General features: G+C 66.7%; 21 protein-coding genes. 8 read left to right on the forward strand and 13 right to left on the reverse strand.

The features are described from left to right. Window positions 1-113: 113 nt before the first annotated feature. From KSS95_RS24290 to KSS95_RS24300, 3 genes are all read right to left on the reverse strand, one after another. Entirely contained in the window at window positions 114-1952 is a 1839-nt protein-coding gene (locus tag KSS95_RS24290; RefSeq protein WP_217850401.1) for a carbamoyltransferase family protein, read from the reverse strand. After that, window positions 1949-4054, reverse strand: a complete 2106-nt coding sequence (locus KSS95_RS24295; protein ID WP_225935544.1) for an iron-containing redox enzyme family protein — start codon at window positions 4052-4054, stop codon at window positions 1949-1951. The genes KSS95_RS24290 and KSS95_RS24295 overlap by 4 nt, the downstream gene beginning before the upstream one ends. A 112-nt stretch (window positions 4055-4166) precedes the next feature. Further along, entirely contained in the window at window positions 4167-5216 is a 1050-nt protein-coding gene (locus tag KSS95_RS24300) for a hypothetical protein (RefSeq protein WP_217854078.1), read from the reverse strand. 657 nt (window positions 5217-5873) lie between these two features. On the opposite strand from KSS95_RS24300, the gene KSS95_RS24305 reads away from it, so the two are divergent. Further along, the gene (locus KSS95_RS24305) at window positions 5874-6869 is read left to right on the forward strand and encodes an alpha/beta fold hydrolase (RefSeq protein ID WP_225935545.1); all 996 of its coding nucleotides are present in this window, start codon (window positions 5874-5876) and stop codon (window positions 6867-6869) included. 190 nt (window positions 6870-7059) lie between these two features. On the opposite strand, the gene gabP is transcribed toward KSS95_RS24305, so the two are convergent. Further along, window positions 7060-8445: a GABA permease gene (gabP, locus tag KSS95_RS24310; protein ID WP_217850403.1), complete on the reverse strand. Its 1386-nt coding sequence runs from the start codon at window positions 8443-8445 to the stop codon at window positions 7060-7062. Window positions 8446-8872: 427 nt separating this feature from the next. Between gabP and KSS95_RS24315 the strand changes: the two genes are divergently transcribed. Beyond that, on the forward strand, window positions 8873-9766 hold the full coding sequence (locus tag KSS95_RS24315) for a GNAT family N-acetyltransferase (protein WP_217850405.1): 894 nt from the start codon (window positions 8873-8875) through the stop codon (window positions 9764-9766). A gap of 142 nt (window positions 9767-9908) precedes the next feature. Here the strand turns inward: KSS95_RS24315 and KSS95_RS24320 are convergent, their stop codons facing one another. The 4 genes from KSS95_RS24320 to KSS95_RS24335 all read right to left on the reverse strand — a co-directional run bounded on the left by KSS95_RS24320 (window position 9909) and on the right by KSS95_RS24335 (window position 13598). Next, a complete protein-coding gene (locus KSS95_RS24320; RefSeq protein WP_217850407.1) occupies window positions 9909-10919 on the reverse strand; it encodes a zinc-dependent alcohol dehydrogenase family protein in 1011 nt (336 codons plus the stop codon). Between the two features lie 553 nt (window positions 10920-11472). Continuing rightward, window positions 11473-12072 (reverse strand): HAD family hydrolase, encoded by a 600-nt coding sequence (locus KSS95_RS24325; protein ID WP_217850409.1) that lies wholly within the window; start codon window positions 12070-12072, stop codon window positions 11473-11475. Beyond that, the gene (gene tesB / locus KSS95_RS24330; RefSeq protein ID WP_217850411.1) at window positions 12069-12938 is read right to left on the reverse strand and encodes an acyl-CoA thioesterase II; all 870 of its coding nucleotides are present in this window, start codon (window positions 12936-12938) and stop codon (window positions 12069-12071) included. Before tesB ends, KSS95_RS24325 begins: the two co-directional genes overlap by 4 nt. 90 nt (window positions 12939-13028) lie before the next feature. Then, entirely contained in the window at window positions 13029-13598 is a 570-nt protein-coding gene (locus KSS95_RS24335; RefSeq protein ID WP_217850413.1) for a GNAT family N-acetyltransferase, read from the reverse strand. Window positions 13599-13771: 173 nt separating this feature from the next. On the opposite strand from KSS95_RS24335, the gene pmrG reads away from it, so the two are divergent. The 3 genes from pmrG (at window position 13772) to KSS95_RS24350 (ending at window position 16934) form a co-directional block, all read left to right on the forward strand. Then, window positions 13772-14458 carry a lipopolysaccharide core heptose(II)-phosphate phosphatase PmrG gene (gene pmrG, locus KSS95_RS24340; RefSeq protein WP_217850415.1) on the forward strand — a complete coding sequence of 229 codons (687 nt, stop codon included), beginning with the start codon at window positions 13772-13774 and terminating at the stop codon, window positions 14456-14458. 169 nt (window positions 14459-14627) lie between these two features. Further along, window positions 14628-15542 carry a histone deacetylase family protein gene (locus tag KSS95_RS24345; protein WP_217854080.1) on the forward strand — a complete coding sequence of 305 codons (915 nt, stop codon included), beginning with the start codon at window positions 14628-14630 and terminating at the stop codon, window positions 15540-15542. Window positions 15543-15692: 150 nt separating this feature from the next. Continuing rightward, a complete protein-coding gene (locus KSS95_RS24350) occupies window positions 15693-16934 on the forward strand; it encodes a TIGR03862 family flavoprotein (RefSeq protein WP_217850423.1) in 1242 nt (413 codons plus the stop codon). Window positions 16935-17004: 70 nt separating this feature from the next. Here the strand turns inward: KSS95_RS24350 and rhlE1 are convergent, their stop codons facing one another. Both rhlE1 and yedA read right to left on the reverse strand, forming a co-directional pair. Continuing rightward, window positions 17005-18336: an RNA helicase RhlE1 gene (gene rhlE1 / locus KSS95_RS24355; RefSeq protein WP_217850425.1), complete on the reverse strand. Its 1332-nt coding sequence runs from the start codon at window positions 18334-18336 to the stop codon at window positions 17005-17007. Between the two features lie 55 nt (window positions 18337-18391). Continuing rightward, entirely contained in the window at window positions 18392-19312 is a 921-nt protein-coding gene (yedA, locus tag KSS95_RS24360) for a drug/metabolite exporter YedA (protein WP_217850427.1), read from the reverse strand. Window positions 19313-19466: 154 nt separating this feature from the next. Here yedA and KSS95_RS24365 point away from each other — a divergent pair, with 154 nt between their 5' ends. Then, window positions 19467-19922, forward strand: coding sequence for an Lrp/AsnC family transcriptional regulator (locus tag KSS95_RS24365; protein WP_217850429.1), 456 nt, complete (start codon window positions 19467-19469; stop codon window positions 19920-19922). Between the two features lie 162 nt (window positions 19923-20084). On the opposite strand, the gene KSS95_RS24370 is transcribed toward KSS95_RS24365, so the two are convergent. Both KSS95_RS24370 and KSS95_RS24375 read right to left on the reverse strand, forming a co-directional pair. Continuing rightward, the gene (locus KSS95_RS24370) at window positions 20085-20561 is read right to left on the reverse strand and encodes an NYN domain-containing protein (RefSeq protein ID WP_134692319.1); all 477 of its coding nucleotides are present in this window, start codon (window positions 20559-20561) and stop codon (window positions 20085-20087) included. Window positions 20562-20641: 80 nt separating this feature from the next. After that, entirely contained in the window at window positions 20642-21385 is a 744-nt protein-coding gene (locus tag KSS95_RS24375; RefSeq protein WP_217850431.1) for a DUF2076 domain-containing protein, read from the reverse strand. Between the two features lie 157 nt (window positions 21386-21542). On the opposite strand from KSS95_RS24375, the gene KSS95_RS24380 reads away from it, so the two are divergent. Continuing rightward, the gene (locus KSS95_RS24380; RefSeq protein ID WP_217850433.1) at window positions 21543-22199 is read left to right on the forward strand and encodes a YciC family protein; all 657 of its coding nucleotides are present in this window, start codon (window positions 21543-21545) and stop codon (window positions 22197-22199) included. Between the two features lie 19 nt (window positions 22200-22218). Here the strand turns inward: KSS95_RS24380 and hrpB are convergent, their stop codons facing one another. Then, window positions 22219-24747, reverse strand: coding sequence for an ATP-dependent helicase HrpB (gene hrpB, locus KSS95_RS24385; RefSeq protein ID WP_217850434.1), 2529 nt, complete (start codon window positions 24745-24747; stop codon window positions 22219-22221). A gap of 118 nt (window positions 24748-24865) precedes the next feature. Here hrpB and pmcY point away from each other — a divergent pair, with 118 nt between their 5' ends. Next, window positions 24866-25285, forward strand: coding sequence for a periplasmic Zn2+ metallochaperone PmcY (pmcY, locus tag KSS95_RS24390; RefSeq protein ID WP_217850436.1), 420 nt, complete (start codon window positions 24866-24868; stop codon window positions 25283-25285). Window positions 25286-25301 lie beyond the last annotated feature (16 nt).

The raw sequence follows: 25301 nt of genomic DNA on the forward strand, positions 1-25301 counted from the left end.
TGGGATCCGGACGATGGGCAAACCGCGCGCTGCGCCGGAACAACACACCGAGAGGCAAGATCAGGTAGAGCAGAACGTATTCCATGTTGCACCTTCCCTAGTAGATGAAATGTTCAGTCCAGCGGCACGGTCTCGCGCCAGTCGACCGCTTCCTCGAACCGTGGCTGCTGGGCTTTCTCGAGGTAGAAATCGCCGATGGCCAATACGTCCATGTTGGTGCGCATGAAGCAGCGGTAGGCCTCGAACGGTGTGTTGACGATGGGCTCGCCACGCACGTTGAACGAGGTGTTGACCAGCGCCGGGCACCCGGTGCGCTGGTGGAAGCGTTCGAGCAAGGCGCGAAAACGCGGGTTGCGCTCGCTGTCGACGGTTTGCACCCGCGCCGAGAAGTCGACATGGGTGATCGCCGGCAGGTCGCTGCGCACCACCTTGAGCAGGTCGATGCCGGTCAACTGCGCCTGGTGCCCGGGCACGCTCTTGCGAATCGCCTGGGCCACCGGCGACACCACCAGCATGTAGGGGCTCTCCTCGACGATGTCGAAGCAGTCGGCCGCGCGCTCGGCCAGCACCACCGGGGCGAACGGGCGGAACGACTCGCGGAACTTGATGCGCAGGTTCATCGTCGACTGGGTGTCGGAGCGCCGTGGGTCACCGAGGATCGAGCGGTTGCCCAGCGAGCGCGGACCAAACTCCATGCGCCCCTGGAACCAGCCCACCACGCCGCCTTCCTCCATGCTCAGGATCACCCGGTGGTCGAATTCCTCCTGGCTCAGCTGCTGGTACACGGCGCCGCATTCATCCAGTTCGGCGCGGATCTGCTCGGCGCTGTACTGTGGCCCGAGCAGCGAGCCGCTCATGCCATCGACCGCTTCGGGCAGTTCGCGCTGGCTGACCTGGCGCTGCCGGCGATCGGTGAGCAACGCCGCCCCCAGCGAACCACCGGCATCACCGGCAGCCGGTTGAATCCACAGGCGCTCGAAGGTCCGCTCGCGAGACACCACGCCGTTGGCCACGCAGTTCAGGGCCACGCCACCGGCCATGCACAGGTTGCGCTCGCCGGTAAGCTCGCGGGCGGTCTTGGCCAGGCGCGAAACGATCAGCTCGGTGACTTTCTGCACCGAGGCCGCGAGGTCGAACTCACGCTCGGTCAGCGGCGCCTCGGGCAGACGCCGCGGGCCGCCGAACAAGCGCACGAAGGCTTCGCCGGTCATCACTTCACCGCGGATAAACTCGAACTTGGTCCAGTCCAGGCGGAAGCTGCCGTCGGGCTTCACATCGATCAGCTCGGCGAGGATGCGCTCGGCGTACACCGGCTTGCCATAGGGCGCCAGGCCCATGAGCTTGTACTCGCCGGAGTCGACCTTGAAGCCGCAGAAGTAGGTGAACGCCGAATAGAGCAGGCCAAGCGAATGCGGGAACGAAAGCTCCGCGACTTTCTCCAGGCCCTCGGGCTTGCCGTGCCAGAGCGTGGTGGTGGCCCATTCGCCGACGCTGTCGATGCACAGGATCGCCGCCCGTTCGAAGGGGCTGGGGAAAAAGGCCGAGGCGGCATGGGAGGCATGGTGGCCATGCACCTCGATGCGTCGGTCGGCGCGGTCGCCCATCTCCTTGAGGTGGCGCAGCACTTCTCGGTCCATGCGCCGCTTGGTGGTGAGCCAGTCGGCCAGTACCGGGGCGTAGGTGCGCACCGCCGACAGGCCAGCGACCGCCGCGGTGGACAGCACCCGGCGAAATTTCAGGGCCGGGTCCTCGTAGTAGGCCACGTGGTCGACCTGGTCCAGGCGCAAGCCGGCCTCGGCCAGCACGAAGGCAATGGCCTGGCGCGGGAACCCTGGGTCGTGGCGGATGCGGCTGAAGCGTTCTTCCTGGGCCGCGGCGACGATGCGGCCATCGATCACCAGCGTGGCCGCGCTGTCGTGGTAGAAGGCGGAGATGCCGAGTGTGCAGGTCATAGCAGCGACCTCATGGTTTCCTTGAACTTGTCCAGCATGGTGTCCTCCCTGGGTGGATTGAGCGCGACGTATCCGGTACGGATACGCGCCCATAGTTCGTCGCGGTCGCGTGTAGAAAATGCGCTGAGGTAAGCGTCCAGGCTGGCGGCAGCCCAGGCGCTGTGGCCGGTGGAAATGTTGTCGATGGCGTTGTGCAGGTCGACGAACAGGGTCGGGTAGCCATAGGCGACCAACGCCTTGTGGGTGCGCCGGTAGCCACCGCCCACGCCGGACAACTCCATCGCCAGGTTGAGCCCGAGGATTTCCGGGCAGTAGCTCTGGGGATAGCGGCCGATGGCCAACCAGAACACCGGCAGCTCGAAGTCCTCGTCGGCGAAACACTCGGCAGCGGCGTAGCCTGGCGCGGCGGTGGCCGGTAGTTCGCCATGCACCGCCCGCAGCAACTGGCGGTAGATCACGGGGTGGTTCTGTGCCTCGAGGCCGTTGCCCAGCTCGTCGTACAGGGTCTCGAACAGGCGGCTGCCAAAGGCCGAGGCCGCCAAAGACGGATGGGCGAAACCGGCCAGCCAGGCGCCGTCGATCATGGTCAGCGGCGCCAGGGCGACGATGTCGGCAATCACCTCTTCGCGGCTGGGCAAGTCCTGGGGCTGCTCCAGCGCCTGGTTGGACAACGCATGCTGCTGTTGCAGCCACTCGCGCAGCACGCCCGGGGCCCAGTGTTCGGGTAGCGGGCAGCGGCCCTTGGCCACTCCGCGGGCGGCCTTGACCAGCCAGCGGTTGACGTAGTGCCGGGCATGGTTCTGCTCGGCCGGGGTCAGCTCGACGTGCAGCAAGCGCGGGTAGGCTTGGCGCGGTGCCAGGCGAGTCGCCAGGATCGGCGCCTCGACCTCCTCGCCCAGCAGCCCGGCCAGCAGGCCGTCATCCTTCCACAGCGCGCGTGCCGGCTGTGGCTGAGGTTGTTCGGCGTAGGGCAGCCCGGCAATCCAGCGCTCGAGGATGGCCAGGTCGTCGCGGCTGAAGATGCGGAACATCTTGCCTCGCGGCGATACCAGCGTGGTCAGCAACGGGCTGCCTTGCGGGTTGCCGGCGCGGACATAGGCGCTGGCGGCCAGATGCTCGAGAAACCGCAGCGAGTCATCCTCCTCCAGCAGCGAACGCATCGGCACTTTGTTCAAGCGGGTTTTTTCGTGGTACTGGCAGGCATCCGGGCGTCGCCGGCTGATCAGGTCACGGGCGGCCTCGCGGGGGTCGAGCCAGCGCTCCAGCACGGCGAGCAGCGCGCTGTTCGCCGACTCGACCTGCCAGCGCGCCCAGCAATACCCCTGGCGCATGCCTTGCTGGGCCGCGGGCCCGGCCTGGGCGAGGTACTCGCGTACCGCGGCCTCGGCCAGCGCCGCCAGGTCTTGCGCCGAACCGGACGGGTCGCGGCGCAGGTCGAGCAGGCGCTCGCGCTCAGGCTGCCCATCGGCGATGAAGGCGAACATCGGCAACACGCCACAGTGGCGCAGGTAGAGGTTGGCCCCGAGGATCTGCGGCAACAGCGACTCGGGAAAATGCCCGAGCAGCACCAGCATCGCCGCCAGGTTGAACGCGCCGTCGCAGACGCCGGAATCGTCACCGATGGCCTGGGGATCCTCGCCGGCATCCGACGGCGCCAGCTCACGCATCAGCTCGCGATAACGCTGGATACGACTGGCGCCGGGCCGGCCACCGCCAACATCCAGCGCATGGACCTGCAACATGGCCATGGCATAGCGCGCTTCGTTGTTCCAGCTGGCGCAGACGGCGTGGATCAGGTGCTGGCTGCCAAGCAACAGCGGCGCAGCCTCACGCACGGCCTTGGCGCGCAGCAGCTGGCCCTCGTGCTCGCCAAGACGCTGCTGCAGCCGCTGCCAGCCCTGGCCGATGGCCTGCAGGCGCTGGGCGGCGTCCGTGGCCAGGCCGGCCAGCTGCTGCGGGCAGGCGAAGTCGGTCTCGACCTGCGCGGCGCCGGGCGCGGCGGCGAGGCAGGCGCGCAGGCTGGCGGCTGAACACATCCGCCGGGCCTGGTCACCCGACTCGGCGCCGAGCAGGCTGGAAAATAACTGCCGATGGCTGTTCATCAGTGCATTGGATAAATAGAGGAATTGTTCTTTTTCTTGGACTTCTTCTTGCGTTTGAAGAGCGATCCGAGGGCCTGGCGAATACGTTTGAACATGGTCTTTTCCTCACATGTCATTGCAGATGGTGATGAATGGCCTGCGCCACTACATCGTTTCCAAGGTCGGTAAAGTGCGCGCGGTCGACAAAGAACCATTCATCCGCCGGGCGCGCTTGCAACGCATCGACCAAGTTGCTGAACGGGATGCCCAGGGCATGGCAGCCGCTGGCGAGTTTGTCCGCATACTGGGCAGCCACCGCCGGGTCGGAAATATCACCGTACAAGTGTTGCCACGTCCCCAGCCGAGAAATACGGTCCAGTTCGTCAAACAACTTCTGTTCTTCGGCGCAGGGCGAACGCACCCAGGTGGCCAAGGGTTGCATGACGAAGGAAAGTTCCGCACCCAGCGACTGCGCCAGGCACTTCCAGGTTTTCAGGCAGTTCAGCGTATCGGCCGTGGCCCGCGCCAGGGTCTGCGCCACAGGCGGCACCGCGGTGGTTTCATTGGGCCACTTGGGAAGTTTTGCCGGTGGCAGTTTCGCCCCATGCTCCTCGGCGATCTCGTCGAACTTCTCGTAATAGTCGCCGCAGAAATAAAACGCTGGCAGTTCACCGCGGACGAACTCTGGCAGGCGCGCCATCACCAGGGTGTTGAAGCCCCCCATGACCACGATCCGGTGGATTTTCGGCAGCCGGTGCATATGCAGCATGAACAGCGTCAGCTCTTGGGTGGCGTTGAAGCAGTGGCCGGCAAAATTCAGCCAGGGGGTGCCTTGCGGGTCATGCGCCGCCAGCCGGCTCACCACCGAGGTGGCATCGCTGGAAGCCCCGTACCCCAAGGCCGGCGACGCGCCGACAAGAATGTTTACCGGGCCATCGGCACAGGCTTGGAGCTGGCCGGCACTGATCGCCCGGCCTTGCTTGTCGTGGGCGAAACGAAAGCCCAGGCGGTCGGTGTTGATCGACGCCGATTGATAGCCCGCGGCATTGAAGCTCATGACATAGGGCAGGTATTGCGAACGGCCGCGATTGGCGAAACGGTCGTAATCGAGCATTTGCGGCGTAAGTTTTACGCGCTCGAGCGAAGGATCATCAAGCGCAACGGGTTTGCGACTCTTGAACATGGTCAAGCCACTCCATTGGATTACAATTTATTCCATTAACGGCGCTGCCTTTATTACGAGCAAACAATAGCCGTCAAAGTATCGATCTACTTTTTTCGAGCACCCAGTACTTGCCAACCCTGCCCCAGCGGGCACGGCAGACTAAGTTTCAGGCACGAGGCGGCCCCACGTCTTTTTGTGAAAAGTCAGTGGTCGCGCGATAAATGGGCAGGATTAACTAAAAGGCAGGGTGTGGCGAAAAGGAGGCGTGGTGAGCGGCTATCCGTGCAAGGAAATCCATACTGGAAGCAGTTGTTTTTATTTTCAGGTGCTGCCAAAGACATCCAAGCATTATCATTATCCCTTGTTATATTTTCTTCGGTTCCAACCGAAGCGACGCTCAGGCCACCGATTTTTGAGGAGCCTGCGGCAGCTGTCAATACGTGCAAAGTCGCATTTCATCGATTAAATAAAAAGTTCACGTTCAGTGCACAGGCGTAACCACTCAAATGAATAACATTGCGCTTGCGAAACACACCATTGATTAGCTAAAGCGCTCATGTAACATTCAGATGACATCACGCCTGCGGCAAAAGCATCAGTTCGCCACTATTGAATACGCCTGGCCTCGATGCTTGGCCACCGCCGTGACCCGCCCTTGCGAAGGAGCCCACCAGGATGCGCGTCAGCTGCACCGTAAAGACCTGGGGCATGGCCCTGCTGCTGAGCCTGTTCAGCAGCGTCACCTTGGCGGCGGCGCAAGTGCTGCAGCTTGGCCGGGCCCAACCCTACGACTTGCTTGCCTACAGCAATGCCGACCCGCTGCGCCCCGAGCTGGCCGAACGTGCCGTGGTGATCGTCCACGGCGTGCGCCGCAATGCCCAGGACTACTACGCTGGCGCGCAGCAGCTGCTGGCCAACGCCGGGCTCGGCGGCTCGGCCGTGTTGCTGATCGCGCCCAACTTCCTCAGCGCCGACGATTCGCCAGCCACCGAGGCCATGCCGCTATGGCCCAAGGACCAGTGGATGCAAGGCAGCGAATCGAGCGCCGGTCGCCGCGGCATCGCCACCTTCAGCGTGCTCGACGACCTGCTGGCCTACCTGGCCGACAGCAGGCGCTTCCCGCGTCTCAAGGAGGTCGTGCTGATCGGCCACTCGGCCGGTGCCCAGCTCATGCAGCGCTACGCCGTGCTGGGCAAGGCGGTCGCGGGCCTGCCGGTGCGCTATGTGATCTCCAGCCCGTCCTCGTACCTGTACCTGGACGCCAATCGGCCAACGCCCACGGGCTTCGCAGCGCTACCGGGCAAGCAGTGCCCGGGCTACAACCAGTATCGCTATGGCCTGGAGCAGCCTCCCGCCTACCTGGTCAGCCAAGGCCTGGATGCCAAGCAGTTGTTTCGCCGCTATGCGGCGCGCAACGTGACCTACCTGGTAGGTGCACGCGATACCCATGCTGCCAGCCGCATCATGGACCACAGCTGTGGGGCGCAGGCGCAGGGGCGCAACCGCGTCGAGCGCCAGCTCGGCTACCTGCGTTACGAGGGGTTTCTTTCGCGCGCCTGGGCTGTCGACATCGCTCATCGGCAGTTCGTGGTGCCCGGGGTCGGGCACAATGCCACGCACCTGCTGACCAGCCCGCAGGTGGCTCGCTGGCTGTTTCCCGGCGAGCGTTAGGGGGCCAGATAGAAGGCCCCACCTGCGGCCTCGGTCCGTATGCTGGCGAAGCAGGCGACGCGGTGCCTGGCACCGGCTGCGCCGGTGTTCGCCGGCAAGCCGGCTCCTACAACGCGTACGGCCTGCAACACCTGTAGGAGCCAGCCTTGCTGGCGAACCAGGCGACACGGTGGATGGCACCGGCGCAGGGTCATGCTTGGGCGGCCACGCTACGGCCGTGGCCGCGGCTGGTGACGATGCCGAGGAACGAAATCACGATCGCCAGGCTCAGGGTGGCGGTCACCTCGGCGCGGTGCTCCTCGGTGAACATCATCACCGCCAAGGCGCCGCTGATGAACAGGATCACCGCCCAGGTCAGGTAGGGGAACAGCCACATGCGAAACTTCAGGTTGGCGTTCTCGCGCTCCAGGCGCCCACGCATGCGCAGCTGCGAAATGGCGATCACCAGGTACACCAGCAAGGCGATGGCGCCGGAACTGGCCAGCAGGAACTCGAACACGCCCTTGGGCGCGAAGTAGTTGAGGATGGCGATGGCCGCGCCGATCAGCGTGCTGCCGAACACCGCCGCGCGCGGTACGCCAACCTTGGAGGTGTGCTTGAGCATGGCCGGGGCGTCACCACGCTTGGCCAGCGAATACATCATCCGCGAGGCGATGTAGATCGATGAGTTCATGCAGCTGGTCACCGCGATCAGCACCACGAAGTCGACCATCAACGCGGCGTTGGGGATGTTCATGATTTCCAGCGCCCGCTGGTACGAACCCACCACGGCCAGCTGCGGATCGTTCCACGGCACCACCGAAATGATCACGAAGATCGACAGGATGTAGAAGGTGCTGATGCGCCAGATCACCGAGCGGGTGGCCTTGGCGATGTTGCGCGCCGGGTCGCTGGACTCGGACGCCGCGATGGTCACCGCCTCGGTGCCGATGAAGCTGAACATCACGGTGATGAACGCCCCCACCACCGCCGACCAACCCTTGGGCGCGAAGCCGCCGTGCTCATCCATCAAGCTGCTCAGGCCGCTGACCTCGCGCGCGGGCAGCCAGCCCATCAGCGCGGCGAAGCCCAGCCCGATGAAGCCGAGGATCGCGGTGACCTTGAGGATGGCGAACCAGAACTCGAACTCGCCGTACTTGGCCACGCTGAACAAGTTGGTGCAGGCCAGCAGCAGCACCGAGCCCAAGGCGAAGATCCAGCTGTCCACCTGGGGGAACCAGGCATTGAGCACATGCCCGGCGGCCAGCGCCTCGATGGGGATCACCAGCACCCAGAACCACCAGTACAACCAGCCGATGGTGTAGCCGGCCCAGCGGCCGATGGCCTGGTCGGCATAGGTGGAAAACGAACCGGTATCGGGGTGGGCCACGGCCATTTCGCCGAGCATGCGCATCACCAGCACCACCAGGGTGCCGGCCACGAAATAGGAAAGAATGGTGGCGGGCCCGGCGGCCGCGATAGCGTGGCCGGAGCCTACGAAAAGTCCGGCACCGATGATGCCGGCGATCGACAGCATCGTTACATGACGTGGCTTGAAACCTTGTGCAAGGTTGCCATCAGTTCCCACGGTGTTCATTGATATTGTTCTCTTTTTGCGGACACAAGGACGGGATGGGCAGGCGTAGGCGAAACAGTATCTCCTTGAAAAGCAATAAGAATGACACGTCGCTCACGCTCTGTTGTTGACCTTGTTCACGCTTTCACAGAGCAACGCACCGGCGATTTCGGGGTTCATTTAAGCCCCCCAGGCGGTGGGAAAATTGTTCGAGAACGTCCCATAGGTGCGCGATCACGACACCCCATGCTTGATCGCGGCAGATGTCGCGTTCGGCTTGTCCATTTGCGTCAATCCGGGTCGCGCCAGGGGTTCCCTCGTCAAGAATGGCTGGCGATGAGCACGCTGCCGGCACTGTCTCGGGGCAAGCCCGCCGCACAAAGCCTTACAGTTTTACAAACGCGCGGCAGGTAACGTTCATCCCACTTCACCGACAGCAAGGGATGCCATGACCGTCATTCTCGATGACCCCAGCCTGCGCCTGGTCGAGCACTACCGCGACGACCCGCACCTGCGCGGCGCACTCAATGCCCTCACCCGGCAGACCTACGGCTTCGATTTCGAAGCCTGGTACCAGGCCGGCTTCTGGCCGGACGACCACCAGCCTTGCTCGCTGGTGCGCCAGGGCCAGATGCTGGCCAACGCCTCGAGCAACCGGCTCGACTTCAGCCTCGACGGCCAGCACCTGCGCACGGTGCAGATCGGCACGGTGATGACCGCGCCCGAGGCCCAAGGCAACGGCTACAGCCGCTACCTGATGGAGCGCCTGGTGTCGCGCTGGGCCGAGCGCTGCGACCTGTTGTACCTGTTTGCCAATGGCACGGTGCTGGAGCTGTACCCCAAGTTCGGTTTTCGCCGGGTACTCGAGCATGAGCATTACCTGCCGTGGTCGGCCTCCCCGCGTGCCAGCAGCTTCAAACCGGTCGACCTCGATGACAACGATCAACGCCGCCATTTCATGGCCACGGTCGCCAGCAGTTGTCCACAGGCACGCTTGAGCCTGCAGCCCCATGTGTCGCAGACCATGTTCTATTGCCAGGGCCCCTACCGCGAAGCGTTGCACTATTCGACGACGCACGACGCCTATGTGGTGGTGGAGCACGAGCAGGGGCAGATGCTGCTGGCCGAGGTGTACTGCGCGCGACCGGTGGTGTTGCTGGCGCTGATCGGGGAACTGGTGCGCGACACGACCCGCGAGGTGGTGCTGGGTTTCACCCCGTTGCAGGCCGACGGGTTCGCCACCCGGGTTGTGGATAACGACGATGCGTTGTTCGTCTGGGGTTCGACCGCCACCGCCCTGGACGCGCAGCCGCTGATGTTCCCACGGCTCTCACATACCTGAAGCGCTCCACCTGTAGGAGCCAGCCTTGCTGGCGAACCAGGCGCCGCGGTGTCTGCCACCCGCCGCGCCGGTGTTCGCGGCCCGCTCCTGCAGGCATTGCGCCAGCAACGCCGACAAGATCGCCCGCAAGCCATCTGCGGCATCACCAGGTCAGGCAGATCTTGCCGAAATGCCGGTTGCTCTCCTGGTAGCGGAACGCCTCGACGATCTGCTCCAGTTCGAAGTGCTTGTCCACCACCGGCCGCAGGCCGTTGGCGTCGATGGCGCGGACCATCGCCTGCTGCTGCGCCCGGCTGCCCACCAGCACCCCTTGCAGGCGGATCTGCCGCACCAGCGCCTGGACCAACGGCAACTGCCCGGCAACACCGGTGAGGATGCCGATCAACGACACATGCCCACCGATGCGCGCGGCGATCATCGATTGCTCCAGAGTGGCCGGGCCGCCGACTTCGATCACATGGTCCACGCCACGGCCGGCGGTGAGCTCTCGCACTTTCTCGCCCCAGGCCGGGGTGGATTGGTAATTGATCAGGTGGTCGGCGCCCAGCGCCTTGAGGCGCTCGAGCTTGGCATCGCTGGACGAGGTGGCGATCACCGTGGCACCGGCCAGCTTGGCGAACTGCAAGGCAAAGATCGACACGCCGCCGGTGCCCTGCACCAGCACGCTGTCACCCGGCTTGAGGTGGTCATCGCTCATCAGCGCGCGCCAGGCGGTCAGCCCGGCGGTGGTCAGGGTCGCCGACTCGGCATGGCTGTAGCCCCGGGGTGCATGGGTGAAGGAGGTGGCGCGGGCGGTCACCTGCTCGCGGGCGTAGCCGTCGATGCCATCGCCCGGCACGCTGGCAAAGCCTTCGACCTGGGCCTGGCCGTCGAGCCAGTCGGGGAAGAAGGTGCTGACCACCGCGTCGCCGACCTGGAACTCGCTGACACCCGCGCCCACCGCGATGACCTCGCCGGCGCCGTCGGCCATGGGGATACGTCGCTCACTGGGGCCCCACATGCCGCTGACCACGGCGAAGTCGTGGTAGTTGAGGGAGCTGGCGTGCAGGCGCACGGTGATCTCACCGGCCTTGGGCGCGGCGGCCTCGCTGGTGCCGACCTGGACCTTGTCGTAGCCGCCGCCTGGTTGGATGTAGATGGCTTTGCTGCTCATGAGAGGCGTCTCCATCGGGGGGAAAGGTGCAGTGCAGCTTAGACAGGTCTTCAGCCTGGTGTGCGGCCATCGCCAATGGCGAACCGGCACGGTCCCTGGAGGAGCGGCTTTAGCCGTGAACACCGGCATAGCCGGTGCCATCCACCGCGTCGCCTGGTTCGCCAGCAAGGCTGGCTCCTACAGGTATTGCAGGTCGCAGACGGCGTAGGCGCCGGCCTTGCCGGCGAACACCGGCGCAGCCGGTGCCATCCTCCGCGTCGCCTGGTTCGCCAGCAAGGCTGGCTACAGGTGTTGCAGGCCGTACGCGTTGTAGGAGCCGGCTTGCCGGCGAACACCGGCGCAGCCGGTGCCATCCTCCGTGGCGCCTGGTTCGCCAGCAAGGCTGGCTACAGGTGTTGCAGGCCGTACGCGTTGTAGGAGCCGGCTTGCCGGCGAACACCGGCGCAGCCGGTGCCATCCACCGCGTCGCCTGGTTCGCCAGCAAGGCTGGCTCCTACGGGTATTACAGGCCGAAAGCGTTGTAGGCGAACACCGGCGCCAGGAAAACCCAGTGTCACTGAGCGTCCAGCAGCAACCCCTTCAGCGCCCGGCAGTCCGCCGCATGCCAATCGGTCAAATGCGGCCAGGGATTGTCCGGCAGATTCACCAGCACAGTGCGGGTGCCAGCGGCGCGGCCGCAATCGAGGTCGAAGCGGTAGTCGCCGACCATCACCATCTCGCCAGGCGCCACGCCCCAGGCCCGGGCAATCTGCAGCAGCCCATCCGGGCTGGGCTTGGGCGCGGCCTCGTCACGGCCAAGAATCTGCTCGACCGGGAAGCAGTCGGCCAGGCCGATGGCTTGCAGGGTCACGTGGGCCAGCTCGCGGGCGTTACGGGTGAGGATCGCCAGCCGGCAATCGCGCGCGGCCAACTCACGCACCAGCTCCACCGCCCCGACCGCAGCCTGCGAGGCCAGCGCCAGGTCGCGCTCGTGCTCCAGCAGCCAGGCATGCTTGGCCGCCGCCTCGTCCGCCGGCAACGCGGCCAGGTGGGTGAGGATGTCGTGCGCGGCCGGGATGCCCAGGGCTTGGCGAATGGCCGCGAAATCATGCACGGCCACGGTCAGGGTGCCGTCCATGTCGAACACCCAGTGACGGATATCGCCCAGGCTCATGCCCAGTCCTGGCGATGGCGGATCAGCCCTTCCTGGGTCGACGAGGCCACCAGCTGCCCGGCGCGGTTGAAGATGCTGCCGCGGCAGAAACCACGGGCATTGCCGGCCCAAGGGCTGTCGGTGGCGTACAGCAGCCATTCGTCGGCGCGCAGGTCGCGGTGGAACCACAGCGAGTGGTCGAGGCTGGCGATCTGCATGTCCTTCTGCCACACCGAGCGGCCATGGGGCAGCAGCGAGGTGGTCAGCAGGCCGAAGTCCGAGGCGTAGGCCAGCAGGTACTTGTGCAGCGCGGGGATGTCCGGGAGCGTGCCGTCGGCACGGAACCAGGCGTACTTGACCGGGTCGCCCGGCTTGGGGTCGAACGGGTCGCGCTCGGTCACCGGGCGGATCTCGATGGGCTTGGCGCATAGCACCTTCTCGCGGATGCGTTCGGGCAGCTTGTCGGCCAGCTTGTGGGCCAGCTCGACCTCGCTGGGCAGGTTCTCCGGGCCAACCACATCAGGCATCTGCGCCTGGTGCTCGAATCCCTCTTCGTCGTACTGGAACGACGCGCTGCAGGTGAAGATCGGCTGGCCCTTCTGGATCGCCGTCACCCGCCGGGTGCTGAAGCTGCCGCCATCGCGCACGCGGTCCACCGAGTAGACCACCGGCATGCTGGCATCGCCTGGGCGCAGGAAATAGCCATGCAGCGAATGTACATGGCGCGCGTCCTCGACCGTCTGGCTGGCCGCCGACAACGACTGGCCGAGCACCTGGCCACCGTACAGCTGGCGAAAGCCCAGGTCCTGGCTGCGTCCGCGGAACAGGTTCTCCTCGATGGACTCGAGGCTCAGCAAATCGACCAGATCGTCGAGTACATGGCTCATGGGCATCTCCTGGCAAGGCGTCACGGTGCTGTTATGTCGGCAAATGATACAAGGTTTGTCATACAACCCGTCGATTGGATGGCCCTGCACTCAACCGCGCTGGTTCTCCTGCCAGCAGGCGCGGTCAATGCGGTACAGCACATGCGGGCGCAACGGGTCCCCCGCCGGCAGGCGTGGGTGTTCGAAGCTGCCGGCCGGGTCATGGCGCATGCCGATGGCTTGCATGACTTTCTGCGAGGGCACGTTGCTGGCGGTGGTGAACGACACCACCTCGTCCAGCTGCAGCTGGGCGAAGGCGCAGCGCAGGCAGGCCCACGCCGCCTCGCTGGCAAAGCCCAGGCCCCAATGGCGACGGGCCAGGCGCCAGCCGATCTCCACGGCCGGGGCGAAGGCGGCGTCGAAATTGACGTTAAGCAGCCCGGTCATGCCGATGAAGGCGCCAGTGTCCTTGCGCTCCAGGGCCCACAGGCCGAAGCCGTATTCGTTGAAGTGGCCGCGGATCCGACCGATCAGCGCGGCGGCCTCGACCCGCGTCATCGGTGCCGGGAAGTAGCGCATCACCTGCGGGTCGGCGCACAGCGCGGCGAATTCGCGCAGGTCGTCGTCCTGCCATTGGCGCAACACCAGGCGCGGGCTTTCCAGTTCGAGGATGGGGGGCATCGCAGGGCTCCAGAATCGCAGTGCGCCAGTGTACAGCGTAGGCCGATCCGCGCGCCCGTACCCAGAGCGATGCTTTTTTCACATCGGCTTCACCGCCCTCCGACAGCCGGCTGCGCAGAATGCCGGCAGACACCGCGGCCACCGTCGACGCCGCACTGCCATCGGAGTGACGCATGCTTCCCAGCAACACCTTGCCCAACCCGGCCATCCTGGCCCGCCCTCGGCGCCGCCGTTCGCCCATGACCCTCGGCGCCGCCTTCGGCCTGGTTCTGGCCCTGGTCGGCGGCGGGGCGTGGCTAGCGACGAGGACACCCATCGTGAACCTTGGCAACGAGCAACAATTGAGCGACAGCGGCCTGCTGCAAGCCTGGAAGGACGGCGCGGTGATCGTGATGATCCGCCACGCCGAGCGTTGCGACGCCGCCCCCGGGCCGTGCCTGGCTGAACCCGACGGTATCACCGTGGCCGGCAGCCAGGCGGCGCAGCGGGTCGGCCAGGGGCTGCACGAACTGGGGCTCAACGGCGCCGACCTGCTCAGCAGCCCCAAGCTGCGCACCCGCCAGACCGCGCATTTCATTCTCGGCCAGGCGCTGGCCAGCGCAGACTGGCTGGGCACCTGCGACCCGCAGTTCCCCGCCGAAGCCATGGCCCACAAGCGGCCGGGGCACAATTTGGTGCTGGTGACCCACAACGGCTGCATCGACCATTTCGCCCGCCAGCAGCATGTCCCCGGTGGCGAGCGTGCAAGCGGCTATGCCAGCGCGCTGTTCGTTTCGCTGGATGGCAGCGGCAAGGCGCGTATTCTCGGGCGCCTGAACGAGCCGGACTGGCAGCGGGTGCTGGCCTCCAGCGGCCGCTGAGCTCACCTCCCCTGTAGGAGCCAGCTTGCTGGCGAGCCCCTCGACGCGGCGGGTAGCACCGGCTGTGCCACTGTTCGCCGGCAAGCCGGCGCCTGCCACGCTCGATTGCATTGGCATCGGCGCCAGCAATACTGGCAAGATCGGCACTCGCCCTCACCGCGCCGACACCATGCCCCTGCCGCTGATCTACCACGACGACTACAGCCCTGAATTTCCCCCCGACCATCGCTTCCCGATGGACAAGTTCCGCCTGTTGCGCGATCACCTGGTGGACAGTGGCCTGACCACCGATGAGGCCTTGCTGCGCCCGCAGGTCTGCCCCAATGACATCCTCGCCCTGGCCCACGACCGCGGCTACATCGAGCGCTACATGAATGGCGAGCTGTCCCGCGAGGACCAGCGCCGCCTGGGCCTGCCCTGGAGCGAAGCCCTGGCCCGGCGCACCGTGCGCGCGGTCGGCGGCTCGCTGCTGGCCGCCGAGCAGGCGTTGCAGCATGGCATCGCCTGCCACCTGGCCGGCGGCACCCACCATGCCCATTACGATCACCCCGCAGGCTTCTGCATCTTCAATGACCTGGCGGTGATCAGCCAGTACCTGCTGCAGGCCGGGCGGGTGCAGCGGGTGCTGATCTTCGATTGCGACGTGCACCAGGGCGACGGCACCGCGCGCATCCTCCATGACACCCCCGAGGCGGTGACCGTGTCGCTGCACTGCGAGCAGAACTTCCCGGCGCGCAAGGCCCACAGCGACTGGGACATCCCCCTGCCGCGCGGCATGAACGACCAGGCCTACCTCAAGGTGGTGGAAGACGCGCTGAACTACCTGCTGCCGCTGTACCAGCCCGACCTGGTGCTGTACGACGCCGGGGTCGACGTGCACCAGGACGATGCCCTGGGTTACCTGCAGTTGACCGACGCGGGCCTGGCCGCCCGCGACGAGCACGTGCTGCGCCAGTGCCTGGGCCGCGACATCCCGGTGGTGGGGGTGATCGGCGGTGGCTACAGCAAGGACCGCCTGGCCCTGGCCCGGCGCCACGGCATCCTCCATCACAGCGCCGCGCGGGTCATGGGTTGTTCACAATGACTGTGGAACCGCCTGTGGATAACCTGCGGGAAAGCCGCGCCAGCCCTTTAACTACCTGAGCTGCAAAGGCTTGATCATTTTTTGAGCAGTACCTGGGCAGGGCGCGCTGGGGTAGAATGCGCGCTCTTTTCCACAGCCTGTCGCCCCGCCATGAACGATCCCCGCCCCAGCTCCCGTCCCCTTGTCGCCGTGATCGGTGGCGGCCCTGCCGGCCTGATGGCCGCCGAGGCCCTGGCCCGACGCGGGGTGGCGGTCGAGGTGTTCGATGCCATGCCTTCGGTGGGCCGCAAGTTCCTGCTGGCCGGGGTCGGTGGCATGAACATCACCCATTCCGAGCCCTACCCCGCCTTCATCGGCCGCTACGCCGAACGCCAGGGCGACATCGACGCGCTGCTGCGCGGCTTCGACGCCCAGGCCCTGCGCCAGTGGATTCACGGCCTGGGCATCGAAACCTTCGTCGGCACCTCGGGCCGGGTGTTCCCCCGCGACATGAAGGCCGCGCCGCTGCTGCGCGCCTGGCTCAAGCGCCTGCGCGAGGCCGGGGTAGTTATCCACACCCGTCACCGCTGGCTCGGCTGGAACGCCGACGGCACCTTGCAGATCGCTTATCCACAGGGTGAATTGCAGCTGCGCGCCGACGCCGTGGTACTGGCCCTGGGCGGTGGCAGCTGGGCGCGCCTGGGGTCGGACGGCGCCTGGGCGGCGCTGCTGGCCGAGCGCGGTGTGGATATCTCGCCGTTGCAGGCGAGCAACTGCGGCTTCGAGGTGGCGGGCTGGAGCGACCTGCTCAAGCACAAGTTCGCTGGCGCGCCGCTGAAGAACATTGCCCTGGCCGTGCCGGGCAGCGCGCCGCGCAAGGGTGAGTTCATCCTCACCGCCCAGGGCGTGGAAGGCAGCCTGGTGTATGCCTGGTCGGCGCCGTTGCGCGAGGCGATCAATCGCGACGGCCAGGCGACCTTGCTGCTCGACCTGCTGCCGGACCGGCCTGTGGACAAGATTGCCCAGGCCCTGGCCAAGCCCCGGGGTTCGCGGTCGATGGCCAAGCACCTGCAAGGCCAGCTGGGTATCGACGGGGTGAAGGCTGCGCTGTTGCGCGAGCTTACCGACCCGGCGACCTTCGCCGAGCCACAGCGGCTGGCGGTGGCGATCAAGGCATTGCCGATCACCCTGGTGCGCGCGCGGCCGCTGGACGAAGCGATCAGCAGCGCAGGTGGCGTGCGTTTCGAAGGGTTGGACCCAGGCTTGATGCTGACGGGCTTGCCCGGGGTGTTCTGCGCCGGCGAGATGCTGGACTGGGAGGCGCCGACCGGCGGGTACCTGCTGACGGCGTGTTTCGCCAGTGGTTTGCGCGCGGGAAATGCCGCGGCGGATTGGCTGATGCGCCCGGCGTAAGGCCCTGTTCGCCAGCAAGGCTGGCTCCTGCGCAGTCACCTGCAGGAGCCAGCCTTGCCGGCGAAGCGCTTCAGGGCTTGCGCTTGCCCGGCTTGGCGCCGAAGCTCGGGACCTTGCGCACCGCTTTCACCGGCGGCTGCGCAGCGCCGCCCTCGGCGCTGTCCATCCAGCGCCCCAGGCCGCGCTTGGCGCTGTTCTCCTTGGGCTTTTTCGGCTTCTTCGGTTTCTTCACCACCTGGCCGCTGGCGTCGATCTGCGGCACCCGGTGGTCGGGGATGAAGTCCGGTTCTTCATGGCGCGGCAACTGCTGGCGAATCAGCGTCTCGATCGAGGCCAGCAGGTTCACCTCATCGGCGCACACCAGCGAAATCGCCTCGCCCTTGTTGCCGGCACGGCCAGTGCGGCCGATACGGTGCACATAGTCCTCGGCGACAATCGGCAGATCGAGGTTGACCACCAGCGGCAGATCGTCGATGTCCAGGCCGCGGGCAGCGACATCGGTGGCCACCAGCACCTGGATTTCACGGGCCTTGAAGCTGTCCAGCGCCCGCTGGCGAGTCGCTTGCGGGCGGTCGCCGTGGATGCCGTCGGCATTCACGCCCTCGGCCAGCAGGCGCTCGACCAGTTGGTCCACGCCATTGCGGGTCTTGGCGAACACCAGCACCTGCTTCCAGCGCTGCTTGCGCATCAGGTGGATAAACAGGTCGGCCTTGCGCTTTTTATCCACAGGCACCAGCCACTGCTTGACCGTGGTCGCGGCGGCGTTGCGTGGGCTCACTTCGATGCTCAGCGGATCGTTCAGCGCAAGGCCTGCGAGCAGGCGGATCTGCTCGGAGAAGGTGGCGGAGAACAGCAGCGTCTGGCGCTTGCGCGGCAGCGCGGCGTACACCGCCTGCAACTCTTCGGCGAAGCCCAGGTCGAGCATGCGGTCGGCTTCGTCGAGCACCAGGGTCTGCACCTGGCCGAACTTGATGGCGTTCTGACGGAACAGGTCGAGCAACCGCCCTGGGGTGGCCACCAGCAGGTCGACGCCACGACGCAGGCGCATCATCTGCGGGTTGATGCTGACCCCGCCGTATACCGCATAGGTGGACAGCGGCAGGTTCTCGGCATACTCGCGCACATTGGCGTGCACCTGCTCGGCCAGCTCGCGGGTCGGCACCAGCACCAGCGCGCGGATCGAATTACTGGCCACCTTCTCCCCTTCCAGGGCCAGGCGCTGCAACACCGGCAGGGCGAAGCCGGCGGTCTTGCCGGTGCCGGTCTGGGCCGCGGCCATCAGGTCGCGGCCGGCGAGCACGGCGGGAATGGCCTTGGCCTGGACCGGGGTGGGGGTGGTGTAGTCCAGCGTCTGCAGGGTGCGCAGCAGCGGTTCGATCAGGCCGAGTTGGGCGAAGTTCATGGCAATACCGTCAGGGGGTTCAGCGAAGGCGGCAAGTTTACCGCAACGTCCCTGCCTACTTGCACATTTCGCCTTTCAACGCTGCCGGCGGCTGCGGCGCCTTGCGCCATTGCGGCAGGCCGATCAGCACCACCGCGCCGATGATCACCGCCATGGCTACGCACTCTTCGGCGCCGATCTGCTCGCCGGCGAACACAATCCCCAGCAGCACCGCCACCGCCGGGTTGACGTAGGCGTAGCTGGTGGCCGCCGCCGGGCGCACGTGCTTGAGCAGGTACAGGTACGAGCTGAACGCCAGGATCGAGCCGAAGAACACCAGGTAGGCCAGCGCGCCCCAACCGGCGGCGGTGGGCATCTGGGTCAGGCGTTCGCCGCTCACCGCGCTGCCGATCAGCAACGCGGCGCCGCCCACCAGCATTTGCGCGGCGCTGGCCATGGCGCCCTGGGGCAGCGGCAGGCTCTTGCTCCACACCGAACCGAAAGCCCAGGCCGCCGCGGCGAACAGGATCAGCGCCGCGCCCATGGGGCTGGCCTGCAGGTTGGAGCCCAGGTTGAGCAGGCCGATGCCGACCAGGCCGAGGACGATCCCCGCCCACTCCAGGCGTGAGTTGCGATGGCCGAACAACAACCCGAACACCAGGGTGAACAGCGGCACGGTGGCCACCGCCAGGGCGGCCACGCCCGAGGCCACCCCAGCGTGCTCGGCCAGGGTCACGCCGCCGTTGCCGCAACTGAGCAGCAAGAAGCCAATGGCCCCGGCCGCACGCCATTGTGGCCAGGTCGGCGCCGGCGCCCCGCGCCAGCGCAAAAAGCCATAGAGCAGGCTGCCGGCGATGACGAAGCGCACCCCGGCCATCAGCAGCGGCGGCCAGGACTCCACGCCGATGCGAATGAACAGGTAGGTCGAGCCCCAGACCAGGTACAGGGCAAGGAAGGCACCGATAAGCAACAGTGGAAAGCGACGAGAGGCAGGCATGGAGAAGGGCTCGAAATCCGTTTACGGGTGACTTAGTTTAGAAAGGGTCACCGGCAAACTTAAGTTACAAAACGGCTTTAAAACACCAAAACACTTTTAAATGAATGGTTGTGCACGCGCTTTACCATCGATTGCAAAGCCACCAGGAATCGCCATGGACAAATATGACCGCATGCTCCTCGCCGCCTTGCTGGAAAACGGCCGGGCCACCTACGCGCAGCTGGCGCGCCAGGTCAACCTGTCGGCCCCGGCAGTGGCCGAGCGGGTGGCCAAGCTTGAGGCCAGCGGGGTGATCAGCGGCTACACGGCCAAGGTCGACCTGGAGAAGATCGGCCTGCCGATCCAGTGCGTGATCGAATTGCGCCTGGCCAGCCATGGCAACCAGCAGGCCTACGAGGCATTGGAGAAGATCCCCGAGTTGACCGAGTGCCACCGGGTAACGGGCGACCCCTGCGTGATCATGCAGGCGGCGGTGGCGTCGATGGGTGAGCTGGAAGCCTTGATCAACCGGGTGTCGCAACTGGGCTTCAGCAAGACCTCGATCATCCTCTCGAGCGCGGTGCAGCGGCGGGTGCCGCTGGGGCATCTGGACAGCAAGTCGAGCCGATAGGCGGTGCCGTCGAGGGTGATAGCGCGGCGCCTGCTTCGCCAGCAAGGCTGGCTCCTACGGGCCAGGCCGGTCGCACGCCCCGTAGGAGCCGGCCTTGCCGGCGAACACCGGCGCAGCCGGTGCCATCCTCCGCGTCGTCTGGTTCGCCAGCAAGGCAGGGGGTCAGCGCAGCAGCAGCTTGCCCTCGATCGGCACGTAGCGGCTGGCCGCGCGAATCACCGACAGCGCGGTCAACCCCGGCACGCCGTACACCACGGTTTCCACGCCATGGCGCTGCATCGCCCGCTCCAGCAACAGGTCGAAGTCACCGTCGCCGGAGGCCAGCACCACCTGGTCGACCCGCGCCGCTGCCTCGATCACATCCAGGGTGATGCCGACGTCCCAGTCGCCCTTGGCCGAACCGTCGGCACGCTGGATATAGGGCTTGAGGCGCACCTCGAAGCCGAGGTTGCGCAAGATCTGCTGGAACTGTTGCTGCTTGCTGTCGCCACGGTCGATGGCATAGGCCAGCGCCTCGACGATCTGCCCTTCGCGGCTGACCTCGGCCCACAGCGCGGCATAGTTGAAGTGGCAGCCATGGCCCTGGCGAACCGTGTAGTAGAGGTTCTGCACGTCGGCGAACAGCGCGATTTTCTTCACGTGGGCTCTCTCTGGCGGTGGAGCAGTATCGCCGGGCAAGCCACTGCCCCGCGATCTGGACCGGCAGTATGCCAGAGCCCTCAGACGTAGTCGTCGTCCGAGAAGAAGCCGCCGCCGTCGCCACTGTAGTCGCTGTCGGCGAAACCGCCCTGGTCACTGCCCCAGCCACCGTTGTCGGCCACCTGGCGCTGGCTGTCCTGGTCGTTCCAGGCGCTTGGTTCGCTGGCCGGTGCCGGCTCTTGCTTGATCACCTCGACCACCTCTTCAGGCTGCGAGTGATGGTTGAACAGGCTGCTGATGCCCTGGGCCAGCAACACACCACCGGCCACCCCCGCGGCGGTCTGCATGGCGCCGCCGAGGAAGCTGCTGGCCCCGCCGCGCGCCGGCGCGGGCGCCGCACCGAACCCTTGTGGCGCAGCTGGCGGGGCATAGGCCTGGGGCGCCGGCTCACGCCAGCCACCGCCGGTGGATGAGGTCGGCGCCACCGCGCGCTGCGGCTCTGGCGCCGGGCTGCGGGCGCCGGCACCGAAGATGCTCGAAAGGAAACCGCCACCGCCACTGGGGCTGCTGGCGCGGGTCGCCTCGAGCTGGGCACGGGCCTGCTTGAGCTCGGCCTCGAGCTGCTTGTTCTGTTCGTCCAGGCGCTTGATCGCCGCTTCCTGCACCAGGATCGCCTGGGCCATGTAGTAAGGCGCGGCCGGCTGCTCGCGCAGGTGCTCCTCGATCCGCGCCTGGGCCTGGGCATCGCGCGGCTGGGCCGGATCCTCGGCGTGCTTGAGACGGCCGAACAGGCCATCGATCAGGGTTTGTTCTTCAGTGTTCATCGGGGCAACCTCGTGGGCCGAACAGGACATCGGACAGCGTCAAAGATGGGGGCCGGGAGCCGGCGTTGCAATTGCCTGGGCCATGAAACTTTTTTCAGCAAGAGGGCCGACTGGGCTACAGTTACGCCCTGCTTTTTCTGCCATGCGATGTTGACCGATGAATCCGCTGAGCGTTCTGCGCGACTCCCTGTACTTCTTCCGCCGCCACCTGGCGAGCATCCTCCAGCTGTGCCTGCCGCTGGTGGTGCTCGAGGCCCTGGCCAGCCAACTGCTCTACCGGCAACTGGGCGAACAGGCCTCGCCGGCCTACGGCATGCTGGTCAGCCTGCTGTTCTACCCGCTGTACAGCGCCGCGCTGATCCTTTACCTCGATACTCGCAGCAACGGCCAGAGCATCGCCAAGCGCGACCTGTTCGCCCGCGCCTTGCAGCTGTGGCCGGCGCTGGCGCTGCTGGTGGTGATCAGTTCGCTGCTGATCATGGCGGGCCTGGCGTTGTTCATCTTCCCCGGCGTGTGGATCATGGTGAACCTGGTGTTCGCCGAGTACCTGCTGATACTGCGCGGCCTGCCGGTGATCGAGGCGATGCGCACCAGCGCACGCATGACCACCGGGCACTTCCTGCGCATCATGGTCTGCATGCTGTCGGTGCTGGCGCCGCTGTGGCTGCTCGAAGGCCTGCTGCTGGGCCTGTTCCCCGAGCCGCAGCCCGGCGTGCAACTGGCGCTGGACAGCCTCAATGGCTTCCTGCAGTTGTTCAGCACCGTGGTGCTGTATCGCCTGTTCATGCTGCTGGAGAGCGAAGCGAGCGCCTGAGCCCCCGGGCCATGCAGGGTCAAGTCCCCCGCGGCTTGGCCCGGGCAGTGGCCTCGGCCACCAGCGGGTCATCCGGCCAGTAGTGCTTGGGATAGCGCCCCTTGAGGTCTTTCTTCACCTCGGCATAGGTGGTGCGCCAGAAGTTGGCCAGATCCTGGGTCACCTGCACCGGGCGGCGCGCCGGTGACAGCAGGTGCAGCTTGACCTGCTGGCGACCGTTGGCGATGCGCGGGGTGTCGGCCAGGCCGAACAGCTCCTGCAGGCGCACCGCCAGGATCGGCGGCTGCTCGCTGTAGTCCAGGCGAATGCTCGAGCCCGACGGCACGCTCAGGTGCGCGGGGGCCAGTTCGTCCAGGCGCTGGGGCAGCGGCCAGGGCAACAGGTTGCGCAGCAGCGCCGGCAGGTCCAGGGCGGCGAAGTGGCTCAGGCGCGAAACCTTGCCCAGGTAGGGTTGCAGCCAGTCTTCCAGGTTGGCCAGCAAGGCGTGGTCGCTCAGGTCTGGCCAGGGGCTGTCGCTGTCCTTTTCCAGGTCGAGCTGGCGCAACAGCGCAACCCGGGCCTGCCACTGGCGCAGTTCGGGGGTCCAGGTCAGCAGGTTCAGGCCCTTGCGCCGCACCAGGCCAAGCAATGCCTTGGCCCGCGCCTGGTCATCCAGCCCAGGCAGGGGTTCGCGGCTGAGCACCAGTTCACCGACCTTGCGCTGGCGCTCGGCGCGCAGCACTTGCTCGCGATCATCCCAGTCGAGCAGGTCGAGCTGTTCGACTTGCTCGGCCAGTACATCGTCGAGCAACGCCGGGTCGAACTCGGCGGCCAGGTAGATACGCTCCTCGCGCTGGCCCTGCCGGCTGCCCAGGTCGGCAATCACCAGCCATGGGCTTTTCATCAACGCGTCGACTTCACCGAACAGCGCCGCACGGCCATTGGCCAGGCGGTACTCGGCACCGCCTGGGCGACGCTGTTGCGCCACCCGGTCGGGATAGGCCAGCGCCAGCAACGCCCCCAGCCAACGGGGATGGTCAGGCTCGGCCACCGGGCTGCGCGGTTGACCGCGCAGTTGCCCGCGATACTGCCGGGCCAGTTGCCGGGCGCGCTGCACGCCGCCCTGGCCGCCCCGCGAAGCGCGGGCTTCACCGCTGAGCAGGGCCAGCCGGCTGTGCAGGTCGGCGCCGCCACCGCGCAGGATGTCACGCTCGCCAAGCAGCGCGGCGAGGTCGCAGGCCATGTCGGCCAGGCCCAGGTCTTGCCCGCGCAACAGCAGGTGGGCGATGCGCGGATGTGCCGGCAGTTCGGCCATGGCCTGGCCGTGAGCGCTGAGGTTGTCGCGGCTGCCCGGCTTGAACGCGCCAAGCCGGGCCAGCAGGTCCTGGGCCTGGGCGTAGGCGGTGGCCGGCGGCTGGTCGAGCCAGCTCAACTGCTCCGGCGGAACGCCCCAGCGCGCCAGTTGCAGGGCCAGCCCAGCCAGGTCGGCCTGGAGGATCTCGGCGCTGCCGTGGGCCGCCAACTGCTCGTGCTGGGCCTCGGACCACAGCCGGTAGCACACCCCCGGCTCCAGGCGCCCGGCCCGGCCGGCACGCTGGGTGGCGCTGGCGCGGGAGATACGCTGGGTGTCCAGGCGGGTCATGCCGCTGCCGGGGTCAAAGCGCGGCACCCGCGCCAGCCCGGCGTCGATGACCACACGCACGCCATCGATGGTCAGGCTGGTCTCGGCGATATTGGTCGCCAGCACCACCTTGCGCTGGCCCTTGGGCGCCGGCTCGATGGCGGCGCGCTGGGCGTTGAGGTCAAGTTCGCCATGCAGCGGGCACAGCAGGATGCCGGGGCGCTCGCCGAGCGCTTCCTGCAAGGCTTGGTGCACGCGGCGAATCTCGGCCTGGCCCGGCAGGAACACCAGCAGGCTGCCGCTTTCGTCGGCCAGGGCCTGGAGCACGCCATCGACCACCCGCGGCTCGACGAACTCACCGGGCTGGAACGGCCGCCCCCAACGGATATCCACCGGGTGCATGCGCCCCTGGCTGCTGACGATCGGCGCGTCGTCGAGCAAGCGCGACAGCCGTTCGCCCTCCAGCGTCGCCGACATCAGCAGGATCTTCAGCGGCGGCTCGTCACGCAGCAGGGCCCGGCCATTGAGGCTCAGGGCCAGGGCCAGGTCGGCATCCAGGCTGCGCTCGTGGAACTCATCGAAAATCAGCAAGCCCACCCCTTCCAGCGCCGGATCGGCTTGCAGGCGGCGGGTGAGGATGCCCTCGGTGACCACCTCGATGCGCGTGTTCGGGCCGACCTTGCTGTCCAGGCGGATGCGATAGCCCACGGTCTGGCCGACCTTTTCGCCCAGCTCGCTGGCCAGCCGCTCGGCGGCGGCGCGGGCGGCCAGGCGCCGGGGCTCGAGCATGAGGATGGTCTGCCCGGCCAGCCACGGCTCGTCGAGCAGCGCCAGCGGCACGCGGGTGGTCTTGCCGGCGCCAGGCGGCGCCTCGAGCACCGCTTCGTCACGGGCGCCCAGGGCCAGGCGCAGGTCGGACAGTACGGCATCGATCGGTAATGAAATCATGGTGGTCCTCGAACAGTCGTCCGAGTATAACGGCGAACCGAGGCTGGCCTAACATGGTCTTAAGCTCAGGCGCGGACGTTTGCCGCGCCCTTGCAGTGCTACCTTCCCGGAGATTTACATGCGCATCCCTTCCCGCGTCATCGGTGGCGTCCTGATCGCCACCCTGCTGACCCAACTGACGGCCTGCGGCACCCTGTTCTACCCGGACCGCCGTGGTCAGATCGAAGGCAAGATCGACCCCGTCGTCGCGGCCATGGACGCCATCGGTATCCTGTTCTACGTGCTCCCTGGCCTGATTGCCTTCGGCATCGACTTCGCCACCGGCGCCATCTACTACCCCGGCGGCAAGACCGCCCAGGTCGATCCGGCCAAGCTTGCCCCTGCGGTGGACGCCAACGGCCAGGTCGACAGGCTCAAGCTGCAGGCGATCCTGGAAACCGAACTGGGCCAGCGCCTGCCGCTGAACGACCCACGCCTGATCCAGCAGCGCGGCAGCGTCGAGCAACTGGCCAGCCTCGGCCTGGTGCCGGCGGCCTGATCCCCTCAAGGAAGAC

This window comes from Pseudomonas muyukensis (genome assembly GCF_019139535.1).
GTDB classification, from domain to species: domain Bacteria; phylum Pseudomonadota; class Gammaproteobacteria; order Pseudomonadales; family Pseudomonadaceae; genus Aquipseudomonas; species Aquipseudomonas muyukensis.